This window comes from Ancylobacter oerskovii (assembly GCF_018390555.1).
In the GTDB taxonomy this organism is placed as follows: domain Bacteria; phylum Pseudomonadota; class Alphaproteobacteria; order Rhizobiales; family Xanthobacteraceae; genus Ancylobacter; species Ancylobacter oerskovii.
The window spans coordinates 431892-456310 of record NZ_JAHBGB010000006.1 but is presented as its reverse complement, the minus strand read 5'-3'; the positions used below and the strand labels follow the sequence as shown (position 1 = coordinate 456310).

Genomic DNA, 24419 nt, shown 5'->3' with positions numbered 1-24419 from the left:
CTCAATTCCGAGGCCGATGTAAAATCAACGGGATCGATCGGGCCATACCCACGAATCGGTACCCGCGCGCTCAGTCATCGATCGCCATGACCGGGACGCCGACCCCAGCGTGGCGGGCCGCCGCGTAGCGATTGGGCGGACGCCGCAGGCCGAGATTGTCGCGCAAGGTCGCGCCCTCATAGGTCCGGCGGAACAGGCCGCGCCGCTGCAACTCGGGCACGACCTGCGAGGTGAACTCGGTCAGGCTGTCCGGCAGCACCGGGAAGGCCATCATGAACCCGTCGGATGCCCCGGCCTCGACCCAGGCCTGCATCTGGTCGGCGACCTGAACGGCGTCGCCGAAGAAGATCGCCTTGCTGCGATTGTAGCGCTTGCAGACCTCGCGCAGCGTCAGTCCCTGCCGGATCAGCCCGACGATCTCCTCGAAATAGACCTGGTGATGGTTGGACCCCGCGGGGATCCGGCTCGGCGGCACCGGCTCGTCCAAGGGCAGGTCCGACAGGTCGGTTTCGAGATCGGTCTTCAGGTACATGAGGCCGATGTCGATATGTACGGCGTCCTGCCAGGCGGCCCATTTCTCGCGGGCGTGCTGCTCGTTGTCGCCGACCACGATGGAAACGCCCGAGAGGATCTTCAACTCGTCCGGGTGGCGCCCGAACTTCGCCATGCGCCCCTTGAGGTCCCCGTAGAACTGCACGGCCTCGTCGAGCGTCGCGCCCGTTCCGAAGACGACCTCGGCCGTCTCAGCGGCGAATTCCTTGCCGGTTTCGGACGCGCCTGCCTGGAAGATGACCGGGCTGCCCTGCGGAGGGCGGGCCATGTTCAGGCCGCCATGCACCCGGAAGAACTCGCCCTCATGGTCGAGGACGTGAAACTTGCCCGGGTCGAACATGCGCGCATTCGCCTTGTCGTGGATGAAGGCGTCGTCCTCCCAGGTGTCCCAGAGGGCGCGCACCACCTGGAAGAATTCGCGTGCCTTCGCATAGCGCTTGTCGTGCGGCGGCAGTCGGTCGAGGCCGAAATTGCGGGCGGCAAAGTCGTTCGCCGAGGTCACGACGTTCCAGGCGGCACGGCCATGGCTGATGTGATCGAGCGACGCGAACAGGCGCGCCACATTGTAGGGCTCGTAGAAGCTGGTCGAGGCCGTGGCGCCCAGCCCGATATGCGAGGTCGCCCCGGCAATCGCGGTCAGCAGGGTGATGGGCTCCAGCATGTTCATGTACAGCGGCCCGCGCGTCCAGGCGTCGAGGTTCTCGGTGCGCGCCGCCGGCGTGTCGGCCAGGAAGAAGAAATCCAGCTTGCCCTCCTCGGCAAGCCGGGCAATCCGCTGGAAGTATTCGACATCGGTCGGCGCCGTGTCGACCGCGCTCGGCAACAGCCAGGCTGACGAATGATAGCCGTTCGCTTCGAACAGGCCGCCGAGAACCATCTTCTTGCCTGACGACATCCTGCTTCCGTTCCCCGATCAACATCCGCCCGCCGGGCGGATTTCCACATGCGGCGGCGCTCGGCACGACCGCTTCCGAAAGATTGGTCCGCATCGAGGGTTCACGGATCGTGACGTCCCCGCTCCACGGTGCGGCCAACCACCACGGAAGCTAGGCAAGACTCGGTCCAACAGCGCCGTTCCGGTACGAGGCTTCGAGGGCAAACCCGCCACTCCGTCGCCAGGAATGTCTCGCGCAAGGGGACGTACCTAAGTGGGGTTATTGTTCTTCACCGCCCCGGACCGGCGAAATACCCCGGCATGGATTCTGCATCCGCTGGGTGCCTCCACGCCTGCGCAATAACGAGATCAACCAGGGGTTTCGCAGCATGAGCATATCGATCGGAAAGGTCGCCCTCGCGGCCGCCATCCTCGTTTCGGCCCTCTCGGGTGCGCGGGCCACGTGCCTTGACGACATCAAGAAGGCGGGCGTCCTCACCGCCGGCAACGGCCTGCTCGGCACCAAGCCGTTCGTCTGGAAGAACGAGGACGGCACCTATGCCGGCTTCGAATGGGACCTGCTGCAGGAAATCGGCAAGCGCATCGGCGTGCCGAAGCAGGACTATGTGATCACCGAATGGACCTCGCTGATCCCGGGGCTCAAGGTCGGCCGGTGGGACATCATCCTGTCCGGCATGGCGGCGACCCAGGAGCGCATCCAGGGGGCCGGGATCACCTTCTCCAAGCCCTATTTCCTGCTTTACGACTACGTGATCGTGCCGAAGGACTCGCCGATCAATACGATCGACGACCTGAAGGGCAAGACGCTCGCCTCGACGCTCGGCACGATGGACTCGGTGAACGCCCACAATCTCGTCGACCAGGGCAAGGCCGCCAAGGTGCAGGACTTCAACGATTTCGGCGCGCCCTTCCTCGCCCTGCGCAATGGCCAGGTCGATGCGGTGATCATGGATCAGGCGACGCTGCAGGCGCAGATCGAGGCGATGAACGATCTGCGCACGCTCGGCGAGCCGCTGTTCTACCGTTCCAAGCCGGAATGGGCGGAAGCCGAGAGCAAGGCGGATTACATCCTCGGCGGCACGTCGATCGGCGTCCGCAAGGAATGCCCGGAGCTGCTCGCGGCCGTCAACGATGCCCTCACCGCGATGGATGCGGACGGCACCCGCAAGAAGATCCTCGAGAAGTACGGCGCATGGGCTGACTACCAGGCCAAGACGACCAAGTGAGGCGACTGGAGAAGGCCTGGTATGTATGAGTTCTTCTTTGTCCTGATCCCGCGCTACTTTCCCTTCCTGCTCGAGGGCGCGATCGTCACCCTCGAGCTGTCCTTCCTCAGCATGGCCCTCGGGCTCGTGCTGGGGCTGGCGGTAGCGCTGGGACGGCTGAGCGGCCGCAAATGGCTCGAATGGCCATTGGCGGCTTATGTCGAGATCTGGCGCGACGTGCCGCTGATCGTGCAGCTGCTGGTGATCTACTTCACCCTGCCCAGCATCGGCCTGTTCCTGCCCGCCTTCTGGGCCGGCGTGCTGGGTCTCGCGCTGAACCTCGCGGCGTATCTTTCCGAAGTGTTCCGCGCCGCCATTCTGTCGATCGATCCGGGGCAGCGCGCGGCCGGGCTCTCCATCGGCATGTCCGGCTTCATGATCCATCGCCGGATCATCCTGCCGCAGGCCCTGCGCATCGCGGTGCCCACGATCGGCGGCTACTTCATCGCGCTCCTGAAGGATTCGTCGCTGGTGTCGTTCATTTCGGTCAATGAACTTCTGCGTAACGGCACCATCGTCATCTCGAATACGTTCAAGAGCATGGAAGTCTATATGATGGTGGCGATCATCTATTTCGTGATGAGCTTCGTCGCCGCGCGGCTGGTGCAGCATGTCGAGCAGCGGCTGACGCCCCGTCACCTGCGCCGGGGACGCCGTTCCCAGCGCGCTCTCGCGTCCCAGCCCGCGGTGATGCCATGATCCTCCAAACCCAGCCGGAGCCCCTGCTGCAGGTGCGGGCCCTGCACAAATCGTTCGGCGCCCATGACGTGCTGAAGGGCGTCGATCTGACCGTGCGCCCGGGCGAGGTCTCCTTCGTCATCGGTCCGTCGGGCGGCGGCAAGTCGACCCTGATCCGCTGCATCAATTTCCTCGAAACCCCCAGCGCCGGCGAGATCATGTTCGACGGGCGCCATCTGTGCCGGGAGGAGGGGAACGTCTTCCATGTGGCGCCGGAGCGCGAGCTACGCGCCGCGCGCAGCGAAATGCCCATGGTGTTCCAGCACTTCAACCTATTCTCCCACCGCACGGTCATCGAGAACGTTATCGAAGGCCCGGTCATGGTGAAGCGCCGTCGCCGCGACGAAGCGATCGCCGATGCCGAGCGGCTCCTTGCCGAGGTCGGCCTGGCCGACAAGGCCGACCGCTACCCGGACGAGCTCTCGGGCGGCCAGAAGCAGCGCGTCGCCATAGCCCGTGCGCTCGCCATGCAACCGAAGCTCATCCTGTTCGACGAGCCGACCTCCGCGCTCGACCCGGAGCTCGTCGCCGGCATCCTCGATACCATCCGCGCCTTGGCGGAGCGGGGCATGACGCTAGTCGTGGTCAGCCACGAGATGGGCTTTGCCCGGCGCCTCGCCGACGTGGTGCATTTCATCGCCGATGGCGCCATCGTGGAATCGGGACCTCCGCAGCGGATCTTCGACGCTCCCGAAAATCCCCGTCTCGCGGCGTTCATCCGCTCCATCCTGCACTGAGGCCCGATCTGCCCGTGCGCCTCCCGACCGGCGCCGGACGCCTCCTGGGCAGGTTTTCGCTTCATCTGAGAATTTGGGAATGCTCGTCATGTCGCAGCCTTTTCACCTCGGCCTGTTCCTGCAGGGCTCCAGCATCCAGGCGTGGAACACGCCCTGGACGGGACGCATCGCCGAGACCTGGATGAAGCCGGACCTGTTCCTCGACGTCGCCCGGGCGCTGGAACGGGCGTGCTTCGACTACATCCTGCTGGAAGACGGCCCTTATATCGGCGAGAGCTTCGGCGGGTCGCGCGAGATCTATCTGCGTAACGGCATCTCCGTCCCGCGGCAGGACCCGGCCGTGGTGGCCAGCCTCATGACGGCGGTGACAAGCCATATCGGCATCGTGCCGACGCTCTCCACCTACTCCCACCACCCCTTCGTGATCGCCCGGCAGATCGCCACGCTCGACCAGGTCTCCGGCGGGCGGGCCGGCTGGAACATGGTCACCGGCAGCTCCAAATTTGCCTTCGCGAATTACGGGCATGAGGAACTGACCAAGCACGACCTGCGCTACGACATGGCGGACGAATATATCGACTGCGTGGAGCAGCTCTGGAACTCCTGGGATGCCGATGCCATCGTCGCCGACGAGGCCAATGGCATCCTCATCGACCATGAGCGTGTCCGCCAGATCGACTTCAAGGGCAAATATTTCAGCTCGCGTGGCCCGCTCAATTGCGGACCCGCCCCGCAGGGACGGCCGGTGATCGCGCAGGCCGGTGGCTCGCCGCGCGGACGGCAGTTCGCGGCCCAGCATGCCGATACGGTGGTGACGAGCGTCGTCGGTGTCGACGACATGCGAGCCTATCGCGACGACGTGCGCACGCGCCTGGTGGCGGCGGGCCGCAACCCCGACCATTGCAAGATCATGTTCCTGGTCACGCCGATCATCGCCGGCAGCATGGCCGAGGCGCGCCTGATACAGGCGGAGCGGCGGGCGCGAGCCGCCGCCCAGACGGACCTGAAGCTGGCCTTCCTCGGCAAGATCACCAATATCGACTTCACCAAGCTCGACCTCGACCAGCCGGTGGGCAATCTGACCACGGAAGGGCACCAGCAATTGCTGGAAGACTTCATCCGGCAGGCGGGCAACAAGACGTTGCGCGAGGCGATCGCCTCCTTCACCCAGGACGGGGACGCGGTCGAACTGCTCGGCTCGCCGGACGATGTGGCCGAGCAGATGGGCGAGGTGATGCAGGCGGTCGGCGGTGACGGCTTCCTGTTCTCATTGCCGAACCTTCACCGCCGTACCGTTGCCGAGATCGAGGATGGCCTGGTGCCGGCGCTGCAGAAGCGTGGCCTGATGCGGAAGGCTTACGGCCATGCTCATTTCCGCGACAATCTGCTGGAGTTCTAGACGACCCTTCTAATGCGACCGGCTGCGGAGGCAGCGCCGGACCAGCCGCCCGATGCCCGGTGCGGTGCCCCGGATCGATGGTCCCGTTCTTGCTTCGCTCCGGGCATTCCGGCTGTGAGGCTTGCATGATGACGGATCGGAGACGGGGGGATGGGCCGACTTCACCTTTTGCCGTCCAGGGTGACGCGCTGATGCGTTCCCCCGAAATGTTCGGGCGAGTAGTGGACCAGCTGGGAACGCCCGCCTTCCATCTGGCGCTACGGAACGCGCTCTACGAGATCGCCCGCTTCAACAGCTGCGTCATTCTCTCGTTCCGGGACGAGGAAGAGCCAACGGTGCTCGAGCGATGCTCGATCATCAATCCCGACCGCTTCCGCCGCTTCTACGTGAAGCAGGCCTACCGTCTCGATCCCTTCTACCGGGCGGCGCTGGAAAACCGGCCCATCGGGGTCAGCCGCTGCTGCGAATTGTCGGGCTCGGACTTCAACGACAGCGCCTATTTCAAATCCTACTACAAGGATATTCCCTTCATCGACGAGATCGGCCTGCTATGCCCCGTCGAGCGGGGCCATACGGTGCACATCTCGCTCGGGCGCTGCGTCGGCTCAAACCGGTTCGACGGGTCGTTGATCGCGGACCTCAACAGCATGGAGCCGCTGATCGCCGCCCTCGTGCGCCAGCACGCCATGATCGTGTCCCGATGCGGACGCCCGGCCGATCAGCCCGCGGCGGTGCAGCAGGGCCCCGCGGTATCGGCGATCGATCTGTTATGGATGCGCGAGTTCCATGCGACGCAACGCGAGATCGAGGTCGCCTCACATGTGCTGGGCGGATACACCAACCCGTCCATATCCCTGCGGCTCGGCATTTCCCAGCACACGGTGAAGGTGCACCGCAAGCGTCTCTACGGAAAGCTGTCGATCTCGTCCCAGGCCGAGCTTTTCACGATGCACATGCGTCGCTGCCATTACAACTAGGCGGCTTCCGGGCGCGATCAGCGTGCAACCGTGCGGCCGGCCCGCTCTGGAAGGTGGGGCCGGTCGAGCTCGATGAACGGGTTGGATCGGCGCGACCTCGCCTCCGCAGAGTTGACAACGGGCCGGCCTTGTAGGCTGCCGCCACGATGATAAGCCGGCGTGAGCACGAGGTGCGCAGGCCGGTTTTCACATTGCAGGTGGATCACGGCATGGCTGCCTCTCCCACCGGACTAAACGTACGGGCGGGAGACGCGGCGACGATTACCGCCGGTTCAGCGCGGAATCCATGGCGCGGATCACGCGGTCGATCTCCTCGGGCGTGTTGTAGTGCACCGGCCCGATGCGGATGCCGCTGCCCTTTTCGAGAAGGCCGAGGTGACGATTGGGCTCCAGCCCGTAATTGTGGCCGCTCCAGACCTGGATGCCCTCGCTGCTCCAGGACTTCACGATCTCGGCCGAGGAGGCCTCCTCGACATAGACGCTCACCGTCGAGACCCGCCGGCCGAACGCCGCCGGATCGGTGATGCCGAGCACGCGCACCCGGTTGAACGGCTTCAGCCCCTCGATCAGGCGCAGGGTCAGCATGTCGTCGTGCTGCTTCATCACCTTGAAGCCGGAAGCGAGCTTCTCGCGCAGGCTCGCCGTGCCCGGGGCGGCGGCGTCGAAGCGCGACAGGCCGGCGATGTAGTCGATGGCGGCATGCACGCCCGCGAGCTGCTCGCGATTGGTGGTGCCGGTGGTGAAGCGCCACGGCACCTCGTTGGAGGCGGCGCGCACCTTGTAGGCGCGCAGCCGGTCCAGCACCTCGCGCCGGCCCCAGAACACGCCGTAATGCGGCCCGAAGAACTTGTAGGCGGAGCAGACGAGGAAGTCGCAGCCCAGCGCCTGCACGTCGATCAGGCCGTGCGGCGCGTACTGCACCGCGTCGACATAGACCAGCGCGCCGGCCTCGTGGGCGATCCTCGATATGCCGGCGATGTCGTTGATGGTGCCGGTGATGTTGCTGGCGTAGCACACGGCGACCAGCCGGGTGCGCTCGGTCATCAGCGCCTTGAGGTCGGCGAGGTCGAACTCGTAGGTCTCCGGCGAGAAGTCGAGCCAGCGCACCACCAGGCCCTTGTCCTCGGCCAGCATCAGCCAGGGCGCGACATTGGCGTCATGGTCCATGCGCGACAGCACGATCTCGTCGCCTTCCTGCAGCAGCGAGCCGATGCTGCGCGACATGGCGAAGGTCAGCGTCGTCATGTTCTGACCGAAGAACACCTCGCCGGTCTCGGCGGCGTTCAGCAGCGTGGCGGCGGCGCGGTGCGCCTGCGCGACCATCTCGCCGGCCTCGATCGAGGTGTCGAAGGAGCCGCCGAGATTGGCGTTGGTGTGCAGCATGGCCGCCGCCATGCGGTCGACCACCGAGAGCGGCACCTGGGTGCCGGCGGGGTTGTCGAGGAAGGCGACGGACCTGCCGTCGCGCTCACGGGCGAGACCCGGGAACTGGCGCCGGACATCCTGCACATCATAGGCCATGAGCGTTCTCGCATTGAGGAGGGAGCGTCTCCTGAATAGGAACCCCGTCCCGTTTAGTCAAGATACTTTCCTGAAAGGATTTAAGCTTGCCTTCCTTCGGCCCCGTCCTGCGCCGCTGCCCTCAGAAGGTCGGCGGGGTGTTCACCCACAGCACCCGCGCCTCGACCTCGCTGTCGTTGCGATAGCCGTGCGGCAGCGAGGAATCGAAATAGAAGGCGTCGCCTTCGCCGATCTGCCGCTCATATCCGTCGACCACCAGCGTGAAGGCGCCGGCCAGCACATAGCCGAATTCCTGCCCGCCATGGCTGATGAAATCCGGGCTGCCGCCCTTGGCGGGGATGACATGGATGTTGATCTGCAGCAGCTGGTCCGGCCGGTGCGGCACCAGGCGCTCCAGCACGACATTGTTGCCGGCCCGTACATGCCCGGCCTCGAGGCGCGGGCGCTCGCCGGCGCGTACCACCGTCACCGCGGCCTCGCCCTCCGGCGCCTCGGCGAACAGGGCGCTCATATTGGTGTCGAGCGCCTGGACCAGCTTGTGCAGCGTGCCGATGGAGGCCTGCGAGCGGCCGTTCTCCAGCTTGGAGAGGAAGCCTTCCGTCACGCCGACCCTCTGGCCGAGCTCGGCGAGGCTGAGCCCCATCAGCAGCCGCGCATGCTTGAGTTTCGCGCCAATCCTGACATTCGCGTCCGGCGTTTCCATCGTCTTCCCTCAGTGCGGGACCAGCTTCCCCGTTGCGTGGCGCAGCACGGCGCGTGCCAAGACCTCGCAGCCGTCCGCGACCTGCGCGGGATCGGTCCATTCGCTTTCATTGTGGCTGATGCCGCCGCGCGACGGGACGAAGATCATCGCGCTCGGCGCGATGCGGGCGAGGTTGCTCGCATCGTGCATGGCGCCGCTCGGCAGCCGCTGGCTGGCGATGCCGAGGCCGGAGGCCGAGGCCTCGATATTGTCCTGCATCGCCGCGTCGAAACGCACCGGCGCGACATCCATGGCTCGCGTCACCGTGCCCCTCGTGCCCTCGCTGCCGGCGAGCGCCGCCACCGCCTCGACGATCTCCTTCTCGACGCGGTCGAGCAGGTCGACGTCGGAATGGCGCAGGTCGACGCTCATGGTCACCCGGCCGGGCACGGTGTTGATCGAGCCCGGCTCGACGCCGACCCGGCCGAAGGTGATGCGGAAGTCCCTGTCGAGCGCCAGCGCGGCGGCGCGGGCGTCGATCGCGAGCCGGGCCGCCGCCATGAAGGCGTCGCGGCGGTCGGCGGCCGGGGTGGTCCCGGCGTGGCGATCCTCGCCCGCGAGCTCGACCGCCAGCCAGCGCACGCCCTGGATGCCCTCGACGATGCCGATGGTCGCGCCCGCGCCCTCCAGCACCGGTCCCTGCTCGATATGCAGCTCGTAATAGCCGGCGAGGCGCGAGGTCAGCCGCGCCGCGCCGCCATAGCCGATGCGGTGCAACTCGGGATAGAACGGCACGCCGTCCACCCCGGTCACCGCCGCGGTGTCATAGGCGCGGATGGCGCCGACGAAGCCGCCGGACCCGGTGAGGCCGGGCGAGAAGCGCACGCCCTCCTCATTGGTCCAGTTGACCACGGTGACGGCGTGCTCGGTCTCGATGCCGGCCGCGTTCAGCGCCCGCACCACTTCGAGCCCGGCCAGCACGCCGAGCACGCCGTCGAAGCGCCCGCCATGCGGCTGGGTGTCGAGATGGCTGCCGACCAGCACATGGGCGGCGTCCGCGCTCCGCCCGGCGCGGGTGGCGAAGATGTTGCCGAACGGATCGACGCGCACCTCGCAGCCAGCCTCGCGCGCCCAGCGCACGAACAGGTCGCGGGCCTGCCGGTCCTCGTCGGTCAGCGACAGGCGGCAGCAGCCGCCATGCGCCAGCGCGCCGATTTTGGCCATGGCCATCAGGTCGGACCACAGCCGCTCGCCATCGGTCAGGCGCGGCAGATCGGGACGCAGGTTCACAGCGAGATCCATGTCGTCTTGAGGTCGGTGTATTTGTCGAAGGCGTGCAGCGAGAGGTCCCGCCCGCTGCCCGACTGCTTCACGCCGCCGAAGGGCGTGCGCACGTCGACCGCGTCGACGGTGTTGACGCTGACCGAGCCGACATGCAGCGCCCGCGCGACGCGGTGCGCCTGGCTCAGATCGTCGGTCCACACCGAGGCGCCGAGGCCGTAGACGGAATCGTTGGCGAGCCGGATCGCCTCGGCCTCGTCGGCGAAGGTGGAGACGGCCAGCACTGGGCCGAACACCTCCTCGCGGGCGATGCGCGAATTGGGATCGACGTCGGTGAAGATGGTCGGGGCGACGAAGCAGCCGCCGGTCTCGGCCAGCACCCGTTCGCCGCCGCAGGCGAGCGTCGCGCCCTGCCGGCCAATGGCGATGTAGTCGAGCACGCGCTGCGTGTGTTCCTCGGTCACCAGCGCGCCCATGCCGGAGGCGGCGTCGAGCGGGTCGCCGGGGCGGTAGGCGTCGACCTTTTCGAGCAGGCGCGCGGTGAATTCCTCGGCGATGGAGCGGTGCACGAACAGCCGCGAGGTCGCCGAGCACACCTCGCCCTGGTTGAAGAAGATGCCCTGCGCGGCGAAGCCGGCGGCGCGGTCGAGATCCCTGGCCTCGGGGAAGACGAGATTGGCGCTCTTGCCGCCGCATTCCAGCCAGATGCGCTTCATGTTGGACGCGCTGGCATAGGCGAGGAACTTCTTGCCGATCTCGGTGGAGCCGGTAAAGGCCACGCAGTCGATGCCCTCATGCAGGCCGATGGCCTGCCCCGCCTCGTGGCCGAGCCCGGGCAGCACGTTGAACACGCCGTCCGGGATCCCGGCCTCGGCGGCCAGTTCGGCGAGGCGCAGCGCGGTGAGCGGCGACTGCTCGGCCGGCTTGAGGATGACGCTGTTGCCGGCGGCGAGCGCCGGAGCGCATTTCCACGCCGCCATCTTCAGCGGGAAGTTCCACGGCACCACGGCGCCGACCACGCCCACCGGCTCGTGGTCGATCAGCGCGAAGCTGCCGTCGCCGGCGCGCACCACCTCGCCGTTCAGCTTGTCGCAGGCCTCGCCATACCAGCGGAACACCTCCGCCGAGCCCGGGATGTCGAGGGTGGCGGAATCGCGCACGAGCTTGCCCATGTCGAGCGTCTCGAGCAAAGCCAGCTCCTCGGCATGGGCGAGGATGAGGTCGGCGAGGCGGACCAGCACCTTGCGCCGCTCGGCCGGATCGCGGCGCGACCAGGAGCCGGCCTCGAAGCTGCGGCGGGCGACGGCCACGGCGAGATCGACATCGGCGGCGTCGCAGGCGGCGATGTCGGCGATCTTCGTCCCCGTGGCCGGGTTGACGGTCTCGAAGGTCCGCCCGTCGCGCGCCGGCCGGTACTGCCCGTCGATGAAGGCCTGCGAGCGGAGCGGGAGAGCGGCGGCGAGCGCGCGCCAGTCGGACGGCGTCTTCAACATGATCGTGTCCCTTCGAGGCCGGCCGCGCACGGCCGGCGGGGGGCGGCGGCGCGGCTAGATGCCGGCCCGCCGCAGGTGGACGAGCAGCCTCTTTTCGAGGAGGGCGAAGGACAGGCGCAGGATGCCGACGATGGCGAGATAGAGCAGGCCGGCGATCGCGAAGCCCTCATAGGTGAAGTAGTAGATGGTGTTGAAGTTGCGCCCGGCGCCGACGAGGTCGATCACCGTCACCAGGCTGGCGATGGCTGTGGCGTGCAGCAGGAAGATCAGCTCGTTCTCGAAATTCGGCAGCGCGCGGCGGAAGGCGTTGGGCAGCACCACGATGCGCAGCGTCTGGAACGGCGTCATGCCGACCGCGCGCGCGGCCTCCACCTCGCCATGAGGCACCGCCTCGATGGCGCCGCGCAAGATCTGGATGAGATAGGCGCAGGTGCCGAACGTGAAGGCGATCAGGAGGCAGGTCCACGCCTCGCGCAGCCACGGCCACAGCACGCTCGCCCGGATGAAGGCGAACTGGGCGAGGCCGTAATAGAGCAGGTAGACCTGCACGATCAGCGGCGTGCCGCGGAAGACGTAGCTCACCGTCTCGATGATCGGCGTGGCGACCGGCACCCTGCGCGTCACCACCAGCGCCAGCGGCACCGCCAGCACGAAGGAGAAGATCGCCGAGAGCACCAGCAAAAGCAGCGTGTTGCGCAGGCCGGTGAGGAAGAGCGGGAGATGGTCGAAGACGACCTCGAAGGCGTACATCGATCCCTCCTCACACCCGGACGACGCGGGTGCCGCGCGCGAGGCGCTTGCCGAGGCCGCGGAAGGCGAGGTCGGACAGGCCGGTATAGGCGAGGTACAGTGCCATCACGACCAGCATGAAGGTGAAGGGCTCGCGGGTGGAGCGGCCGATCGACAGCGCGGCATAGACCGCATCCTGCAGGCCGATGACGGAGACGAGCGCGCAGGACTTCACCAGCGTCAGCCAGATGTTCCAGTAGCCGGGCAAGGCGAGCCGCATCAGCGGCGGCAGGATGACGACGCGGGCGAGGGTGGCGGCCGGCATGCCGAAGGCGATGCCCGCCTCGATCTCGCCCTGCGGGATGGCGAGATAGGCGCCGCGGAAGGTCTCGGTGAGATAGGCGCCGAAGATGATGCCGATCGACACCACGCCGGCGGTGAACGGGTCGATCTGCACCGGATCGAGCGCCATGGCGTCGGCGGCGGCGTTGATCGCGGTCTGGCCGCCGAAATAGATGAGCAGCATCAGCACCAGCGGCGGCATGCCGCGCACCAGCACGGTGTAGGCCAGCACGATCCCCCTCACCGCCCGTGGCCCGCCGAGGCGTCCCCAGGCCGCGACGAGCCCGATCAGGGTGGCGAGCACCATCGCGCCGAGGCTGAGCGCCACGGTCACCAGCATGCCGCGCAGCACGATGGGCAGGAAGTCGGCGAGCACATTCATCGGGCGGTCAAACCTTGCATCTGATCGGCCTCGCGGACGCCCCGGGGAGGCGGAACGCTCAGGAGCGGGAACGGCCGGCGCGCCGCGAGGGCACGCCGGCGAAGGCATCACTCGTAGATGTCGAAGGTGAAGTACTTGTCGTTGATCGTCTTGTAGGTGCCGTCGGCGCGCATCTCCTTGAACGCCTTGTCCAGCGCCGCCTTCAGCTCGGTGTCGTCCTTGCGCATGGCGACGCCGGCGCCCTCGCCGAGGCAGCCGATATCGCGCACCGGCTCGCCGGCGATGGCGAAGCCCTTGCCGTCCGGGCCCTTGAGGAAGGAGTTGCTGATCGCGACCTGGCCGTTGAAGGCGAGGTCGAGGCGGCCCGAGGTCAGGTCGAGATAGAGCGCGTCCGAGTTCGGATAGACGGTGAGGTTGGCTTTGGGATAGGCCTTCTTCACGTAGCACTCGTAGATGCCGGGCACCGCGCCGACCGTGGCGCCGCCGAGCGCCGGGTCCTTGAAGTCCACCTTCACGTCGGACTTGCCGACGAAGGCGGCGGAGGGGCGGTAATAGGGATCGGTGAACAGGAGCTGCTTCTTGCGCTCCTCGGTGATGCCCATGGAGGAGAAGATGGCGTCGTAGCGGCGGGTCTGCAGGCCGGCGACGATGCCGTCCCAGTCCTGCTGCACGAACTCGCATTTACGCTTCATCTTCGCGCAGGCGGCCATGCCGATCTCGACGTCGAAGCCGGTGATCTTGCCGTCCGAGGTCAGCTGGTTGAACGGCGGGTAGGCCGCCTCGGTCGCGAAGACGATGGTCTTGTCCTGCGCCGCCGCCGGGCCGGCGAAGGCCCCTGCGAGGCCGGACAGGACGACGCCGAGCGCCAGATATTTTTTCATGGTGGTCCCCTGTGGTGATTTGGAGCCGCGTCAGACGGCGGCCCGTGTCAGAAAGGCTTTCAGCCGCTCCGAGCGCGGCTCGCGGAAGAGCTGCGCCGGCGGACCGGATTCCTCGACCTCGCCCTGGTGCAGGAACAGCACCTGCGAGGAGACGTCGCGCGCGAAGGCCATCTCGTGGGTGACCACGATCATGGTGCGCCCTTCCTCGGCGAGGCCGCGAATGACCTTCAGCACCTCGCCGACCAGCTCGGGATCGAGCGCCGAGGTCGGTTCGTCGAACAGCACGGCGGCCGGCTCCATGGCGAGCGCGCGGGCGATCGCGGCGCGCTGCTGCTGGCCGCCGGACATGAAGGCAGGATAAGCGTCGCGCTTCTCGTAGAGGCCGACGCGCTGGAGATAGTGTTCGGCCTTCTCGCGCGCCTCGGCCTTGCTCTTGCCCTGCACATGGACGGGCGCGGCCATGACGTTCTCCAGCACGTTCATGTGCGACCAGAGATTGAAACCCTGGAACACCATGCCGAGCGAGGAGCGGATGCGCCGCACCTGCTTCCTGTCGCCGGCGACCATGCCCTGCGGCGTCTGGTGCAGGTCGATGTCCTCGCCGCAGATGCGCAGGCTGCCGCTGGTCGGCATCTCCAGCAGGTTCAGGCAACGCAGGAAGGTGCTCTTGCCCGAGCCGCTCGAGCCGATGATCGAGATCACGTCGTGGTTGGCGGCCTGAAGCGAGATGCCGCGCAGCACGGCGAGCGGGCCGAAATCCTTGCAGATGCTGTCCGCCGCGATGATCGGCTGTACCGCTCCGTTCCGCGGGCCGCCCATTCCGTCGCTATCCTTGTCCACACTCTGCATTCGCCGCTCCGTTTCGGACAATTCGCATTCGTCTATCCTCTATGTCAAGTTTGTTGACACATAGGATAAAAATATTCACATAAGGCATATCGAGCGCGGGTCCGCCGCACCGATACCTCCAGCCGGGCCGTCTCCATGCGTATCTCGATCGATCATCTGCGCCGCCTCTATGCCGACGTCGCCCGCTGGCACGGCGCCGGCGCGGAGGAGGCGGGGATCTTCGCCGACGGCCTGCTGAAGGCCGATCTGCGCGGCCACCACACGCAGGGCATCGGGCTGCTGCCCTATCTCGACGAGCTGTACGAGGCCGGCGCGCTGCATTTCGCCCGTCCCTTCACCGTCGAGCGCGAGAGCGCCGCCACCGCACTGGTGGACGGGCATGGCGGCTGCGGCCACTTCGTCGGCCACAAGGCGATGGAGATCGCCATCGCCAAGGCGGAAGCCGCCGGGATCGGCTTCGTCACGGTCAAGCGTTCGGGCGATTACGGCATGGCCTCGAACTACGCGCTGCAGGCGCTGGAACGCGGCATGATCGGCCTGTCCATGAGCACCGGCCCGGTGCTGGTCGCCCCTTGGGGCGGGCGGGACGCCTATTTCTGCACCAACCCGCTGGCGCTCGCGGTGCCGAGCGGCAAGGAAGACCCCATCGTGATCGACATGGCGACCAGCGCCGGCTCGATGGGTAAGGTCGTGCTCGCCGCCCGCGACGGCAAGCGCCTCGACGAGAAGGCGGTGGTCGACCAGCACGGCGTCTATACCGACGATCCGCTCCGCGTCATCCTCGACGTGATGGACCGGGAATCGCGCATGTCCGGCGCCCTGCTGCCGGCCGGCCCCAAGGGCTTCGGCATGATGCTGATCGTCGAGCTGCTCTCCGCCCTGCTCAGCGGCGAGCGCGACTGGCAGGGCGAGCGCCCGGCCGATCCCACCGGCCGCGCCGCCTACTACGCCCATAGCTTCATCGCCATCGACGTCGCCCGCTTCCAGGATCCCGCCGCCTTCGCCGCAGCCGCCGACCGGATGATCGCCACGCTGACCGGCGCACGCCCGGCGCAGGGCTTCGAGGCGGTGCGCCTTCCCGGAGGCGGCGCGGCGGCGACCGAGCGCGACTACCGCGCCAACGGCATCCGCCTGCGCGACGAGGAATGGGCGATGGTCGAGGCGACGGCCCGCAAGCGCGGCATCGTCCTTGCCACCGACGCCCATCCGGGCTGAACGCCCGCCAGCCATCACTTGCCGCCCCTCACTTCCGTTCCGAGGCTTCGTTCCATGACCGACAAACCCGATCTCGCCGCCCTGTTCGGCTCCACCGCCTCGACCTTCATGGGGATCGAGGCCTGCGCCGATCTCGAGAGCCTGAAGGCCCCGGTCGCGCTGATCGGCGCGCCCTGCGCCAGCCCCTACAGCGCGGTCGGCGCCTATTGCCGCCATGCGCCGGACGCGCTGCGCGAGGCGACCGTGCCGCTCGCCGCCAATCTCTGGCACCACGACTTCGACCTCGGCGGCCAGGTGTTCCCGAGCCGGGAGCTCGCGGCGGTCGATTGCGGCAACCTGCCCTTCGACGAGGCCGACGGCGCCGGTAATCGCGAGATCATCCGCAACGCCATCCGCACCATCCGTGCGAAGGGCGCGGTGCCGGTGACGCTCGGCGGCGACGATTCCATCCCGATCCCGGTGCTGGAGGCGCTGGGCGACAGCGGCGAGCGCTACACCATCCTTCAGCTCGACGCGCATATCGACTGGCGCGACGAATATATGGGCGAGCGGCAGGGCCTGTCCTCCACCATGCGCCGCGCTTCGGAGATGCCGCATATCGAGCGCATCGTCCAGGTCGGCGCCCGCTCCATCGGCTCGGCGCGCCCGCAGGACTATCGGGACGCGCTCGACTGGGGCGTGAAGTTCATCACCGGCTACGAATTGCACAAGCAGGGCGTCGAGATGGCGCTCAGCCTGATCCCGGAAGGCTCCAACATCATCGTCACCACCGATGCCGACGTGATGGACCCGGCGCTGGTGCCCGGCGTGATCGGCCGCTGTCCCGGCGGGCTGGACTACTACCAGATGGTCGACCTGATCAAAGGCGCGGCCGGGCGCGGGCGCATCGCCGCGATGAACTTCGTCGAGTTCATGCCGGAGCGCGACGTCGGTGGCCTCGGGGCGCTGAACTTCGCCCGCCTCATCACCACCGCGCTCGGCGTGCTGGCGCGGCAGGCGGCGGCGCGCTGACGACGCACGAAAGGCGGCGCCCGCAAGGGGCGCCGCCTGCGCGACCTTAAAGGTGTGGGTCGTCGCCTCAGCCACGGGGCGACAGGTGGATGCCGGCCAGCATGCAGCGCACCGAGCCGCCGGCCATCTCGATGGTCGGTACGTCGAGCGGCAGGATGCTCACAGAGCGTTCCAGCGCCGCGATCTGGTCGGGCCGCAGCGCCCGCGCCGCCCGGGCGGAGAGCGCGAGGATGCGCCCCTGCCGGCCATGCAGCTCGATGGCGTTACCGGCGAAGTCGCCGATCTGCTCATGGCTGAGATCGATCACCGTACGGCCGGTCTCGGCGAGGCGCCCGGCAATTTCGGCGCGGCGGCGCGGCTCGCGCAGCGTGTCGAGCCCGATCAGGCAAAAGTCGGTGCCGATGCACATCAGCACGTTGGTGTGGTAGATCGGCCGCCCGGCCGCGTCCGCCGCGTCGAAGACCACGGGCTCGAAGTTGAAATGCGTGCAGAACCGCTCCAGTGCTACCTCGTTGGTGCGGTTGGAGCGCGCCGCATAGGCTACGCGCTCGATATGGTCGAGCACCATGGCGCCGGTGCCTTCGAGGTAGACGCTGTCCTGCTCGAGGCCGGAGTAGTCGATGATGTCCTGCACGCGGTAGCGCTGCTTGAGCATCTCGATCACGTCATGCCGCCGCTCGCGCCGGCGGCTCGGCGAGAACATCGGATAAAGCGCGACATGCCCGCCGGTATGGGTGGAGAACCAGTTGTTGGGGAACACCGAATCCGGTGTTTCCGTCCCCTCGTCCTCGAACAGATGCACGGTGATGCCGGCATGTTCCAGCGCTGCCGCGACCCCGGTCGCCTCGCGATGGGCGGCGTCGGCGATGGTTTCGCGGGTGCCGGTCAGCGGACAGGTCTGGAAGGCGTTGTCCGCCGCCGTCGCCTCGTTGGGCGTGAAATGGTGCGGGCGGATGATCACCACGCTGCGCGGCGCCTGCACGGACAGCTTCGGCGAAGGGACGGCGTTCAAAGGAATGGAAAGCATCGAGGCAACGTTCATTGGCGCGACATGCGGGGAGGGGGCGGGGGAAGGCGTGGCAGCAGCGGCCATGGTCGTCACGCTTCGAGAGGTGCCAGCGCGTGGTCGGTCGCGCTGATCAGGCCGAACAGGTTGCGCGGGTCCCGCGGCGCGGGGATGAGGTCGATGTCCTGGTAGAAGCCGGTCTCGTCGGCCAGGTCGCGCAGATGGCGCAGTGCCGCGAAATCCTCGATGGCGAAGCCGACTGAATCGAACAGGGTGATCTGCTCGCGCGAGCGCCGGCCGGGCACCTCGCCGGCGATCACCCGCCACAGCTCGGTGACCGGATGGTCGGGCGCCAGCTGCTGGATCTCGCCCTCGACGCGGGTCTGCTCGGGTAGCTCGACGAAGATGTCGGCGCGCATGAGGATCTCGCGCTGCAGCTCGGTCTTGCCCGGGCAGTCGCCGCCCACCGCGTTGATGTGGACGCCGGCCCCGACCATGTTGTCGGAGAGGATGGTGGCGCGGCGCTTGTCGGCGGTCACGGTGGTGATGATGTCGGCGCCCTCGACCGCGGCCTCCGCGCTGCGGGCGACCTCGATGACGAGGTCCCTTCCGTCCATGTTGGCGAGGAACTTGGCGGTCGCCGCCTCGTCGATGTCGAACACCCTGAGACGGTCGATGCCGTTGATGGCGTGGAAGCCGAGTGCCTGGAACTCGGCCTGCGAGCCGAGGCCGATCAGCGCCATCGTCCGCGCCTCGGGCCGCGCGAGATAGCGGGCAGCCAGCGCCGAGGTGGCGGCGGTGCGCAGTGCGGTGGTGACGGTCATCTCCGCCAGCAGCTGCGGATAGCCGGTGGCGACGTCGGCCAGGACGCCGAAGCCGGTCACCGTCTGCAGCCCGGCGAGGGTGTTGGCCGGATGGCCGTTGACATATTTGAAGCCGTAGAGCGTGCCGTCGCTGGTCGGCATCAGCTCGATCACCCCATCGGGCGAATGGCTGGCGATGCGCGGCACCTTGTCGAAGCGCGGCCAGCGGCGGAAATCGTCCTCGATATAGCGGCTGAGGCCGACCAGATAGGGCTCGACGCCGATGGCGCGGACCAGCCGTGTGACGTTCTCGACCCCGATGTAGCGGACCATCGCATGATCTCCCTTCGCGAGCATGAAGCGATGGTAGGACGGGACAGTTTGCGCTCGAAATGGCTAGGGAGTTAATATATGTGAGGATTTTCGCGCACTTCGCTCATTCGGACTGAGCACTTCTGATCATGCATGTCTTCGACGAAACCGACCGCCGCCTGATCGCCGCCCTGCGCGAGGACGGGCGCGCCCCGGTCTCCAAGCTCGCCGCCATTCTCGGCGTCACCCGCGCCACCGTACAGAAGCGGCTCGACCGGCTGATGGAATCCGGCGCCGTGCTCGGCTTCACCGTGCGCTTCCGCCAGGACTACGACAGCTCGGCGATCCGGGCGATCATGCTGATCGAGGTGACCGGGCGCTCCACCACCGCGGTCATCCGGCAGTTGCGCGGCATGCCGGAACTGCACTCCCTGCACACCACCAATGGCAGCTGGGACCTGATCGCCGAGATCCACGCCCCGAGCCTCAGCGACTTCGACCGCGTGCTGCGCGAGGTGCGCACGATCGAGGGCGTGCTCAACAGCGAAACCAGCATTCTGTTGAGTTCCGTTTGAGATGCCCAGCCAGGCCTTGTCAAAAGCCCTATGAAAACAGCCAGCCTTCGCCGATGGGAAATGGGTGTTCTCCTGGAGACGGAGGTCAACATTGGGGGTTGGCACGTCTGTCGCTGGAAGCGACGCTTTTGCCTGATGGCCGGAATGGAGTGGTCTTATTGAGCATGATCGTCCGGGAAGGGAGGACGATCATGCTCAAAGTCGAACCCGTCGCCAGGTAAACCTGACGGTCATGTGCGATGAACTCGAGCTTGATCCGCGCCCGTATGTGAAAAGCTGCGCATCGCCTCCCGCGAGCCGGAGTAATACCCCGGGCTGCGAAGCCTAGTACGTCACGGGCCATGGGAATGGCCAAGGCGTGGAAGCCGAGAAGCAGGAGAGGGCGGCATTCGCCGCCTGAGCGAACACGGTAAATCTGAAGAGTGTGCCGGTGATGAAAAACCTCCGGTTCCAGGGGGCATCTTGCCCCCGTCATCGGCCTGGAGCAGGCCGAGAGGCCGACAATCCATTGTACTGAAACCGGGGCGCTCGATAGGGCGACCCAGGCCGCTCCACGTCGCCTTCCGACCCCTAGTGTTTGCATCAAAGGGAGGCATGGCGGGCCGATCGTTCACCGTAGCTACGCCAAAAGGCGGAGAGCGCTATCAATCCGACGATTGAAAGTTACGCTACGTGATGTCGCGCCGCTTTATTGATTCGTTGACTTCCGATTTTCTACACATATCGTTTGTATAGATAAAAATAATGACTCGAGAATGAAAGATTTATTTTGAGATTAATATGTAAGCTCCGAGGGAGGACGGAACGTGGATCCACCCCTTGTCGTAGATCTGGATGGGACTCTTGTCCGAACGGATCTTCTATTGGAGTCATTTTTCCTTCTCTTGTCTTCGTCTCCCTTGAGGGCTATCGGAGCGATCGCGACGCTGCCGCAGGGGCGGGCGGCATTGAAATCGCAGATCGCGAACCAGGCTGCGCTCGATTTTACGGCGCTGCCGTTCAACGACGATGTGCGGAACTTCGTCGAAGCCGAACATAGGCGAGGTCGGAAGATCTATCTGGCCTCGGCTGCCGACGAGCGATACGCGCGGGCGGTCGCCGACGGCATGGGCATCTTCGATGGCGTGTTCGGTTCGAACGGCACTCTCAACCTGGCCGGTAGCGCCAAGGCGACCTCTCTTTGCGAAGCGTTCGGGGCGGGTGGATTCGACTATATTGGCGATGCGCCGGTGGACGAGGATGTGTGGCGAAAAGCACGCAACGTCTATGTGGCGGACGCTCGACCCTCGCATCTGGCAGAAATACGCACATGGGCGCCGCATGCGCAGGCCATCGGCATGAGGCGCGTGCGGATCGAGGACTATCTGCATGCCATCCGCATCCATCAATGGCTGAAGAATCTTCTGATCTTCGTGCCGGCGATTGCCGCCCACGAATTGGTGGCAGAACTCGGAGCCGTCCTCCTCGCCTTCGTGAGCTTCAGCCTCTGCGCCTCCAGCGTTTATGTTCTCAATGACCTGCTCGATCTCAAGAACGACCGCGCGCACAGTCGAAAGAAGAACCGTCCCTTTGCCGCGGGGCGAATTCCCATCCTTCACGGCGTGCTTCTGTTTCCCCTTCTATTGCTTGGCTCGCTCGTACTGGCACTTTTCCTGCCTCTAGAATTTCTCGAGGCGCTCATTGGTTATTACGCGTTGACATGTGCCTATTCATTTTATCTCAAGAAGAAGTTGCTGATAGACGTCACCGTGCTTGCCTGCCTCTATGGCAGTCGCCTGTGGGCGGGGGCTGCGGCGATCGGAGCGGCGCTGTCGCCATGGCTGATCGCCTTTGCGATCTTCATCTTCTTCTGCCTGGCGCTGGTGAAGCGATGCTCCGAGCTGATCGATCGCCTGCACAAGTCCAAGCAGGACCCCACCGGCCGCGCCTATAGGCTGGGCGATCTGCCGGCATTGCAGTTCATGGCTGCGGCATCCGGCGCCGTATCGCCGCTCGTTCTGGCGCTCTATCTCAACAGCGAGTCGGTCCGCGCGCTCTATACCTATCCAGATCGGCTCTGGATCGTCTGCATCATTCTACTGTTCTGGATCAGTCGGGTGCTGCTCCTGACCCAACGCGGCGAGATGCATGACGACCCGGTGGTGTTCGCCGCCACGGACCGCACCAGCCTCCTCAGCGCCGCGGCGTGCTCCGGCGCCATCGTGATCAGCATCTAGATGACGCCCGCCCAGCGCATCGCCGTGCTCTACGCGCTGTTCGCAGTGCTGGCGATCGGCATCAATCTCGCTGCGCAATGGTGCGTGCTGCGCATGGCGGCGTTGGCGAATGTGGATGGATGGCCGGGATTGCTTCTCGCTTTGGCTTTCGGGACCGCTGTCGGGCTCGTTGCCAAATATGGCCTCGACAAGCGCTACATCTTCCGCGACGTCTCGACGGGCGCGGCCGCCCATGCGCAGAAGTTCCTACTCTATGGCGCGACGGGCCTGTTGACCACCGCGATCTTCTGGGCGGCCGAAATCATCGGGTCCCTGATCGATCCCGAGGGAGCCGGCCTTTATATCGGCGGGGTGCTCGGCCTGATGGTGGGCTATGCCATGAAATACCGGCTCGACAAGGCCGTCGTCTTCGACACACCTCCCCTAGACGCGTCTCACCCGGAGGAGCGCCCGGCATGAAGCTTTCGGGATGGGGACGCTATCCGTGTGTCGAGGTCGTGCCGGAGCAGCCCCGCACCGACACCGAAATCTGCGCGCACCTCGCATGCGCGACCAGCCTCATCGCCCGCGGCAATGGCCGCTCCTATGGCGATGCCGCCCTCAATGAAACCTGCGTGCTCGACATGCGACGCATGAGCCGGCTGGTCGCCTTCGATGAGGGCAGCGGCTTTATGGTCTGCGAGGCGGGCGTATTGCTGTCGGACCTCGTGGCTCTTTTCGTCCCGCGCGGCTGGTTCGTGCCGGTGACGCCCGGCACGCGCTTCGTCACCATCGGCGGCATGGTGGCGGCGGATGTGCACGGCAAGAACCACCACGTCGCCGGTTCATTCGGCGATCATGTCTATTGGCTCGATCTGATGCTGGCCGATGGCGGCGTCATGCGTTGCTCCAGCGAGGAGAATGTCGGGCTTTTCAACGCCACGCTCGGGGGGATGGGGCTGACAGGGGTTATTCTCCGGGTCGCCTTCGCCATGCAGCGGATCGAGACCGACCTAATGGCACAGCGGCTGCTGAAGGCGGCGACCCTCGACGAGGCGATGGATCTTTTCGAGTCGAATGACGCGTCGACCTACTCCGTGGCATGGATCGACTGTCTGGCATCGGGGGGACGGTTGGGGCGGTCGCTGGTTACCCTGGGCGAGCATCTGCCAAGATCCGCCCTGCCGCCCACACGGGAGGGGCGGCCGTTTGCGGATGTTCCGCGGCAAAGACTGGCGCTGCCTGTGTCCAGTCCCGCCTGGGTGATGAACCAACGGTCGGTCGCCGCCTTCAACGCCCTTTATTACGCCCGCGGGCGCCCAGGCGAGCGCATCGTGTCGCTGGTGTCCTATTTCTATCCGCTCGATGCCATCGGGGGGTGGAACCGGCTGTATGGCCGGAACGGCTTCGTGCAATACCAGTTCGTGCTGCCGAAGTCGGCAAGCCGTGAAGGGCTGCGGGCCATACTCGATCGCGTGGCGGCGGCGGGCGCTGGATCGTTCCTGGCGGTACTGAAGCTGTTCGGCACGGTAAGGAGCCGCGCCGGCTCGCTGTCGTTTCCGCGCGAAGGATATACGCTGGCGTTGGACTTTCCCGTCTCGGCCGGCACATTCAAGCTGCTGGAGCAACTCGACGCTATCGTGGCCGCTTTCGGCGGCCGGCTCTATCTCGCCAAGGATGCGCGCAGCGGTGCCGCCATGCTGGCAGGCTATGACCAATTGGACGCCTTTCGCGCTCTGCGCGAGCGCCTGGATCCGGTGCGGCACCTCTCTTCGCTTCTCTCTCGGAGGTTGGGCCTATGAATGCATCCGGCGCCGCACATGGGACGGGAGCGCTCATGCTGGTGGTCGGCGGCACCTCCGATATGGGGCGCGCCATCGCGCACCGCCATGCGGCGGCGGGGGGCGCCTTGATCCTCACCGCGCGCGACACGGCACGCATGGAGCCGGATGCGCAGGACATCCGGCTTCGCTATCGTACGGAGGTGACGGTCGTCGGGTTCGACCTTCTCGCCCTTGAAACTCATGCCGGCCTGCTCGACGGGCTGCCGGCGCTGCCTGACATCGTGGTCTGCGTCGCAGGCCTGCTCGGCGATCACACCGTATCCCGCGGCGATCCGATCGCCGCCAAGCTCGTCATGGAGACCAACTACGTCGCGCCGGCCCTGCTTCTTGGCCTCGTGGCCAACCGGTTTGAGGCCCGCGGCCGAGGGGTGATCGTCGGCATCAGTTCGGTCGCCGGGGAGCGAGGACGGGCGTCGAACTATGTTTACGGATCGGCCAAGGCGGGGTTTACCGCGTTTCTCTCAGGCCTCAGGGCGAGGTTGTCGCGCACATCCGTTCGTGTGGTGACAATCAAGCCCGGCTTCGTCGCCACGCGCATGACGGCGGGCCTCAAGCTGCCGCCCGTCCTGACCGCGCAGCCCGAGGAAGTCGGCGCTGCGGTGGCCGCCGCCATACGAAGGCACAAGGACGTCGTTTATGTCCGCTCGATCTGGCAGCCCATCATGACGATCATTCGGCATATGCCCGAGACAATGTTCAAGAGGATCAAATACTAGCCGGATATTTTGGGGAGCG

23 protein-coding genes are annotated in these 24419 nt (G+C 66.4%); 12 read left to right on the top strand and 11 right to left on the bottom strand.

Annotated features, from left to right (window positions below; genetic code table 11):
• Positions 1 to 70 precede the first annotated feature (70 nt).
• On the bottom strand, positions 71 to 1447 hold the full coding sequence (locus tag KHC19_RS07280) for an LLM class flavin-dependent oxidoreductase (RefSeq protein WP_246548334.1): 1377 nt from the start codon (positions 1445 to 1447) through the stop codon (positions 71 to 73).
• Between the two features lie 368 nt (positions 1448 to 1815).
• Here KHC19_RS07280 and KHC19_RS07275 point away from each other — a divergent pair, with 368 nt between their 5' ends.
• From KHC19_RS07275 to KHC19_RS07255, 5 genes are all read left to right on the top strand, one after another.
• Positions 1816 to 2673 (top strand): substrate-binding periplasmic protein, encoded by an 858-nt coding sequence (locus KHC19_RS07275; protein ID WP_213351672.1) that lies wholly within the window; start codon positions 1816 to 1818, stop codon positions 2671 to 2673.
• Between the two features lie 21 nt (positions 2674 to 2694).
• Complete coding sequence (locus KHC19_RS07270; RefSeq protein WP_213351671.1) at positions 2695 to 3411, top strand: amino acid ABC transporter permease; 717 nt, start codon at positions 2695 to 2697, stop codon at positions 3409 to 3411.
• Positions 3408 to 4187, top strand: a complete 780-nt coding sequence (locus tag KHC19_RS07265) for an amino acid ABC transporter ATP-binding protein (protein ID WP_281418544.1) — start codon at positions 3408 to 3410, stop codon at positions 4185 to 4187. The genes KHC19_RS07270 and KHC19_RS07265 overlap by 4 nt, the downstream gene beginning before the upstream one ends.
• Positions 4188 to 4275: 88 nt before the next feature.
• Entirely contained in the window at positions 4276 to 5586 is a 1311-nt protein-coding gene (locus KHC19_RS07260) for an NtaA/DmoA family FMN-dependent monooxygenase (RefSeq protein WP_213351670.1), read from the top strand.
• A gap of 125 nt (positions 5587 to 5711) precedes the next feature.
• Positions 5712 to 6563: a helix-turn-helix transcriptional regulator gene (locus tag KHC19_RS07255; protein WP_213351669.1), complete on the top strand. Its 852-nt coding sequence runs from the start codon at positions 5712 to 5714 to the stop codon at positions 6561 to 6563.
• 261 nt (positions 6564 to 6824) lie between these two features.
• Here the strand turns inward: KHC19_RS07255 and KHC19_RS07250 are convergent, their stop codons facing one another.
• The 8 genes from KHC19_RS07250 to KHC19_RS07215 form a co-directional block, all read right to left on the bottom strand.
• Entirely contained in the window at positions 6825 to 8084 is a 1260-nt protein-coding gene (locus KHC19_RS07250) for a cysteine desulfurase-like protein (RefSeq protein WP_213351668.1), read from the bottom strand.
• A gap of 121 nt (positions 8085 to 8205) precedes the next feature.
• Positions 8206 to 8787 carry a cupin domain-containing protein gene (locus KHC19_RS07245; RefSeq protein ID WP_213351667.1) on the bottom strand — a complete coding sequence of 194 codons (582 nt, stop codon included), beginning with the start codon at positions 8785 to 8787 and terminating at the stop codon, positions 8206 to 8208.
• A gap of 9 nt (positions 8788 to 8796) precedes the next feature.
• Positions 8797 to 10068 carry a Zn-dependent hydrolase gene (locus KHC19_RS07240; RefSeq protein WP_213351666.1) on the bottom strand — a complete coding sequence of 424 codons (1272 nt, stop codon included), beginning with the start codon at positions 10066 to 10068 and terminating at the stop codon, positions 8797 to 8799.
• Entirely contained in the window at positions 10053 to 11540 is a 1488-nt protein-coding gene (locus KHC19_RS07235; RefSeq protein WP_213351665.1) for an aldehyde dehydrogenase, read from the bottom strand. Before KHC19_RS07235 ends, KHC19_RS07240 begins: the two co-directional genes overlap by 16 nt.
• A 54-nt stretch (positions 11541 to 11594) precedes the next feature.
• The gene (locus KHC19_RS07230; protein WP_213351664.1) at positions 11595 to 12290 is read right to left on the bottom strand and encodes an ABC transporter permease; all 696 of its coding nucleotides are present in this window, start codon (positions 12288 to 12290) and stop codon (positions 11595 to 11597) included.
• Positions 12291 to 12300: 10 nt separating this feature from the next.
• Positions 12301 to 12993: an ABC transporter permease gene (locus tag KHC19_RS07225; RefSeq protein WP_213351663.1), complete on the bottom strand. Its 693-nt coding sequence runs from the start codon at positions 12991 to 12993 to the stop codon at positions 12301 to 12303.
• A gap of 107 nt (positions 12994 to 13100) precedes the next feature.
• A complete protein-coding gene (locus KHC19_RS07220; protein ID WP_213351662.1) occupies positions 13101 to 13874 on the bottom strand; it encodes a transporter substrate-binding domain-containing protein in 774 nt (257 codons plus the stop codon).
• Between the two features lie 30 nt (positions 13875 to 13904).
• Positions 13905 to 14693, bottom strand: a complete 789-nt coding sequence (locus KHC19_RS07215) for an ABC transporter ATP-binding protein (protein ID WP_213351661.1) — start codon at positions 14691 to 14693, stop codon at positions 13905 to 13907.
• A gap of 165 nt (positions 14694 to 14858) precedes the next feature.
• Between KHC19_RS07215 and KHC19_RS07210 the strand changes: the two genes are divergently transcribed.
• The gene (locus KHC19_RS07210) at positions 14859 to 15938 is read left to right on the top strand and encodes an Ldh family oxidoreductase (protein WP_213351660.1); all 1080 of its coding nucleotides are present in this window, start codon (positions 14859 to 14861) and stop codon (positions 15936 to 15938) included.
• 54 nt (positions 15939 to 15992) lie between these two features.
• Complete coding sequence (locus KHC19_RS07205) at positions 15993 to 16949, top strand: arginase family protein (RefSeq protein ID WP_213351659.1); 957 nt, start codon at positions 15993 to 15995, stop codon at positions 16947 to 16949.
• 67 nt (positions 16950 to 17016) lie between these two features.
• Here KHC19_RS07205 and ctlX read toward each other — a convergent pair whose 3' ends face one another.
• A complete protein-coding gene (gene ctlX / locus KHC19_RS07200) occupies positions 17017 to 17976 on the bottom strand; it encodes a citrulline utilization hydrolase CtlX (RefSeq protein WP_213351658.1) in 960 nt (319 codons plus the stop codon).
• Positions 17977 to 18047: 71 nt separating this feature from the next.
• On the bottom strand, positions 18048 to 19091 hold the full coding sequence (locus tag KHC19_RS07195; protein WP_281418543.1) for an ornithine cyclodeaminase: 1044 nt from the start codon (positions 19089 to 19091) through the stop codon (positions 18048 to 18050).
• 128 nt (positions 19092 to 19219) lie between these two features.
• Here KHC19_RS07195 and KHC19_RS07190 point away from each other — a divergent pair, with 128 nt between their 5' ends.
• The 5 genes from KHC19_RS07190 to KHC19_RS07170 all read left to right on the top strand — a co-directional run bounded on the left by KHC19_RS07190 (position 19220) and on the right by KHC19_RS07170 (position 24400).
• Positions 19220 to 19645: an Lrp/AsnC family transcriptional regulator gene (locus KHC19_RS07190; protein WP_213351656.1), complete on the top strand. Its 426-nt coding sequence runs from the start codon at positions 19220 to 19222 to the stop codon at positions 19643 to 19645.
• Between the two features lie 806 nt (positions 19646 to 20451).
• On the top strand, positions 20452 to 21861 hold the full coding sequence (locus KHC19_RS07185; RefSeq protein WP_213351655.1) for a UbiA family prenyltransferase: 1410 nt from the start codon (positions 20452 to 20454) through the stop codon (positions 21859 to 21861).
• On the top strand, positions 21862 to 22320 hold the full coding sequence (locus KHC19_RS07180; protein ID WP_213351654.1) for a GtrA family protein: 459 nt from the start codon (positions 21862 to 21864) through the stop codon (positions 22318 to 22320).
• Positions 22317 to 23642, top strand: a complete 1326-nt coding sequence (locus KHC19_RS07175; protein ID WP_213351653.1) for an FAD-binding oxidoreductase — start codon at positions 22317 to 22319, stop codon at positions 23640 to 23642. Before KHC19_RS07180 ends, KHC19_RS07175 begins: the two co-directional genes overlap by 4 nt.
• Before the next feature lie 35 nt (positions 23643 to 23677).
• Positions 23678 to 24400, top strand: coding sequence for an SDR family oxidoreductase (locus tag KHC19_RS07170; RefSeq protein WP_213351652.1), 723 nt, complete (start codon positions 23678 to 23680; stop codon positions 24398 to 24400).
• Positions 24401 to 24419 lie beyond the last annotated feature (19 nt).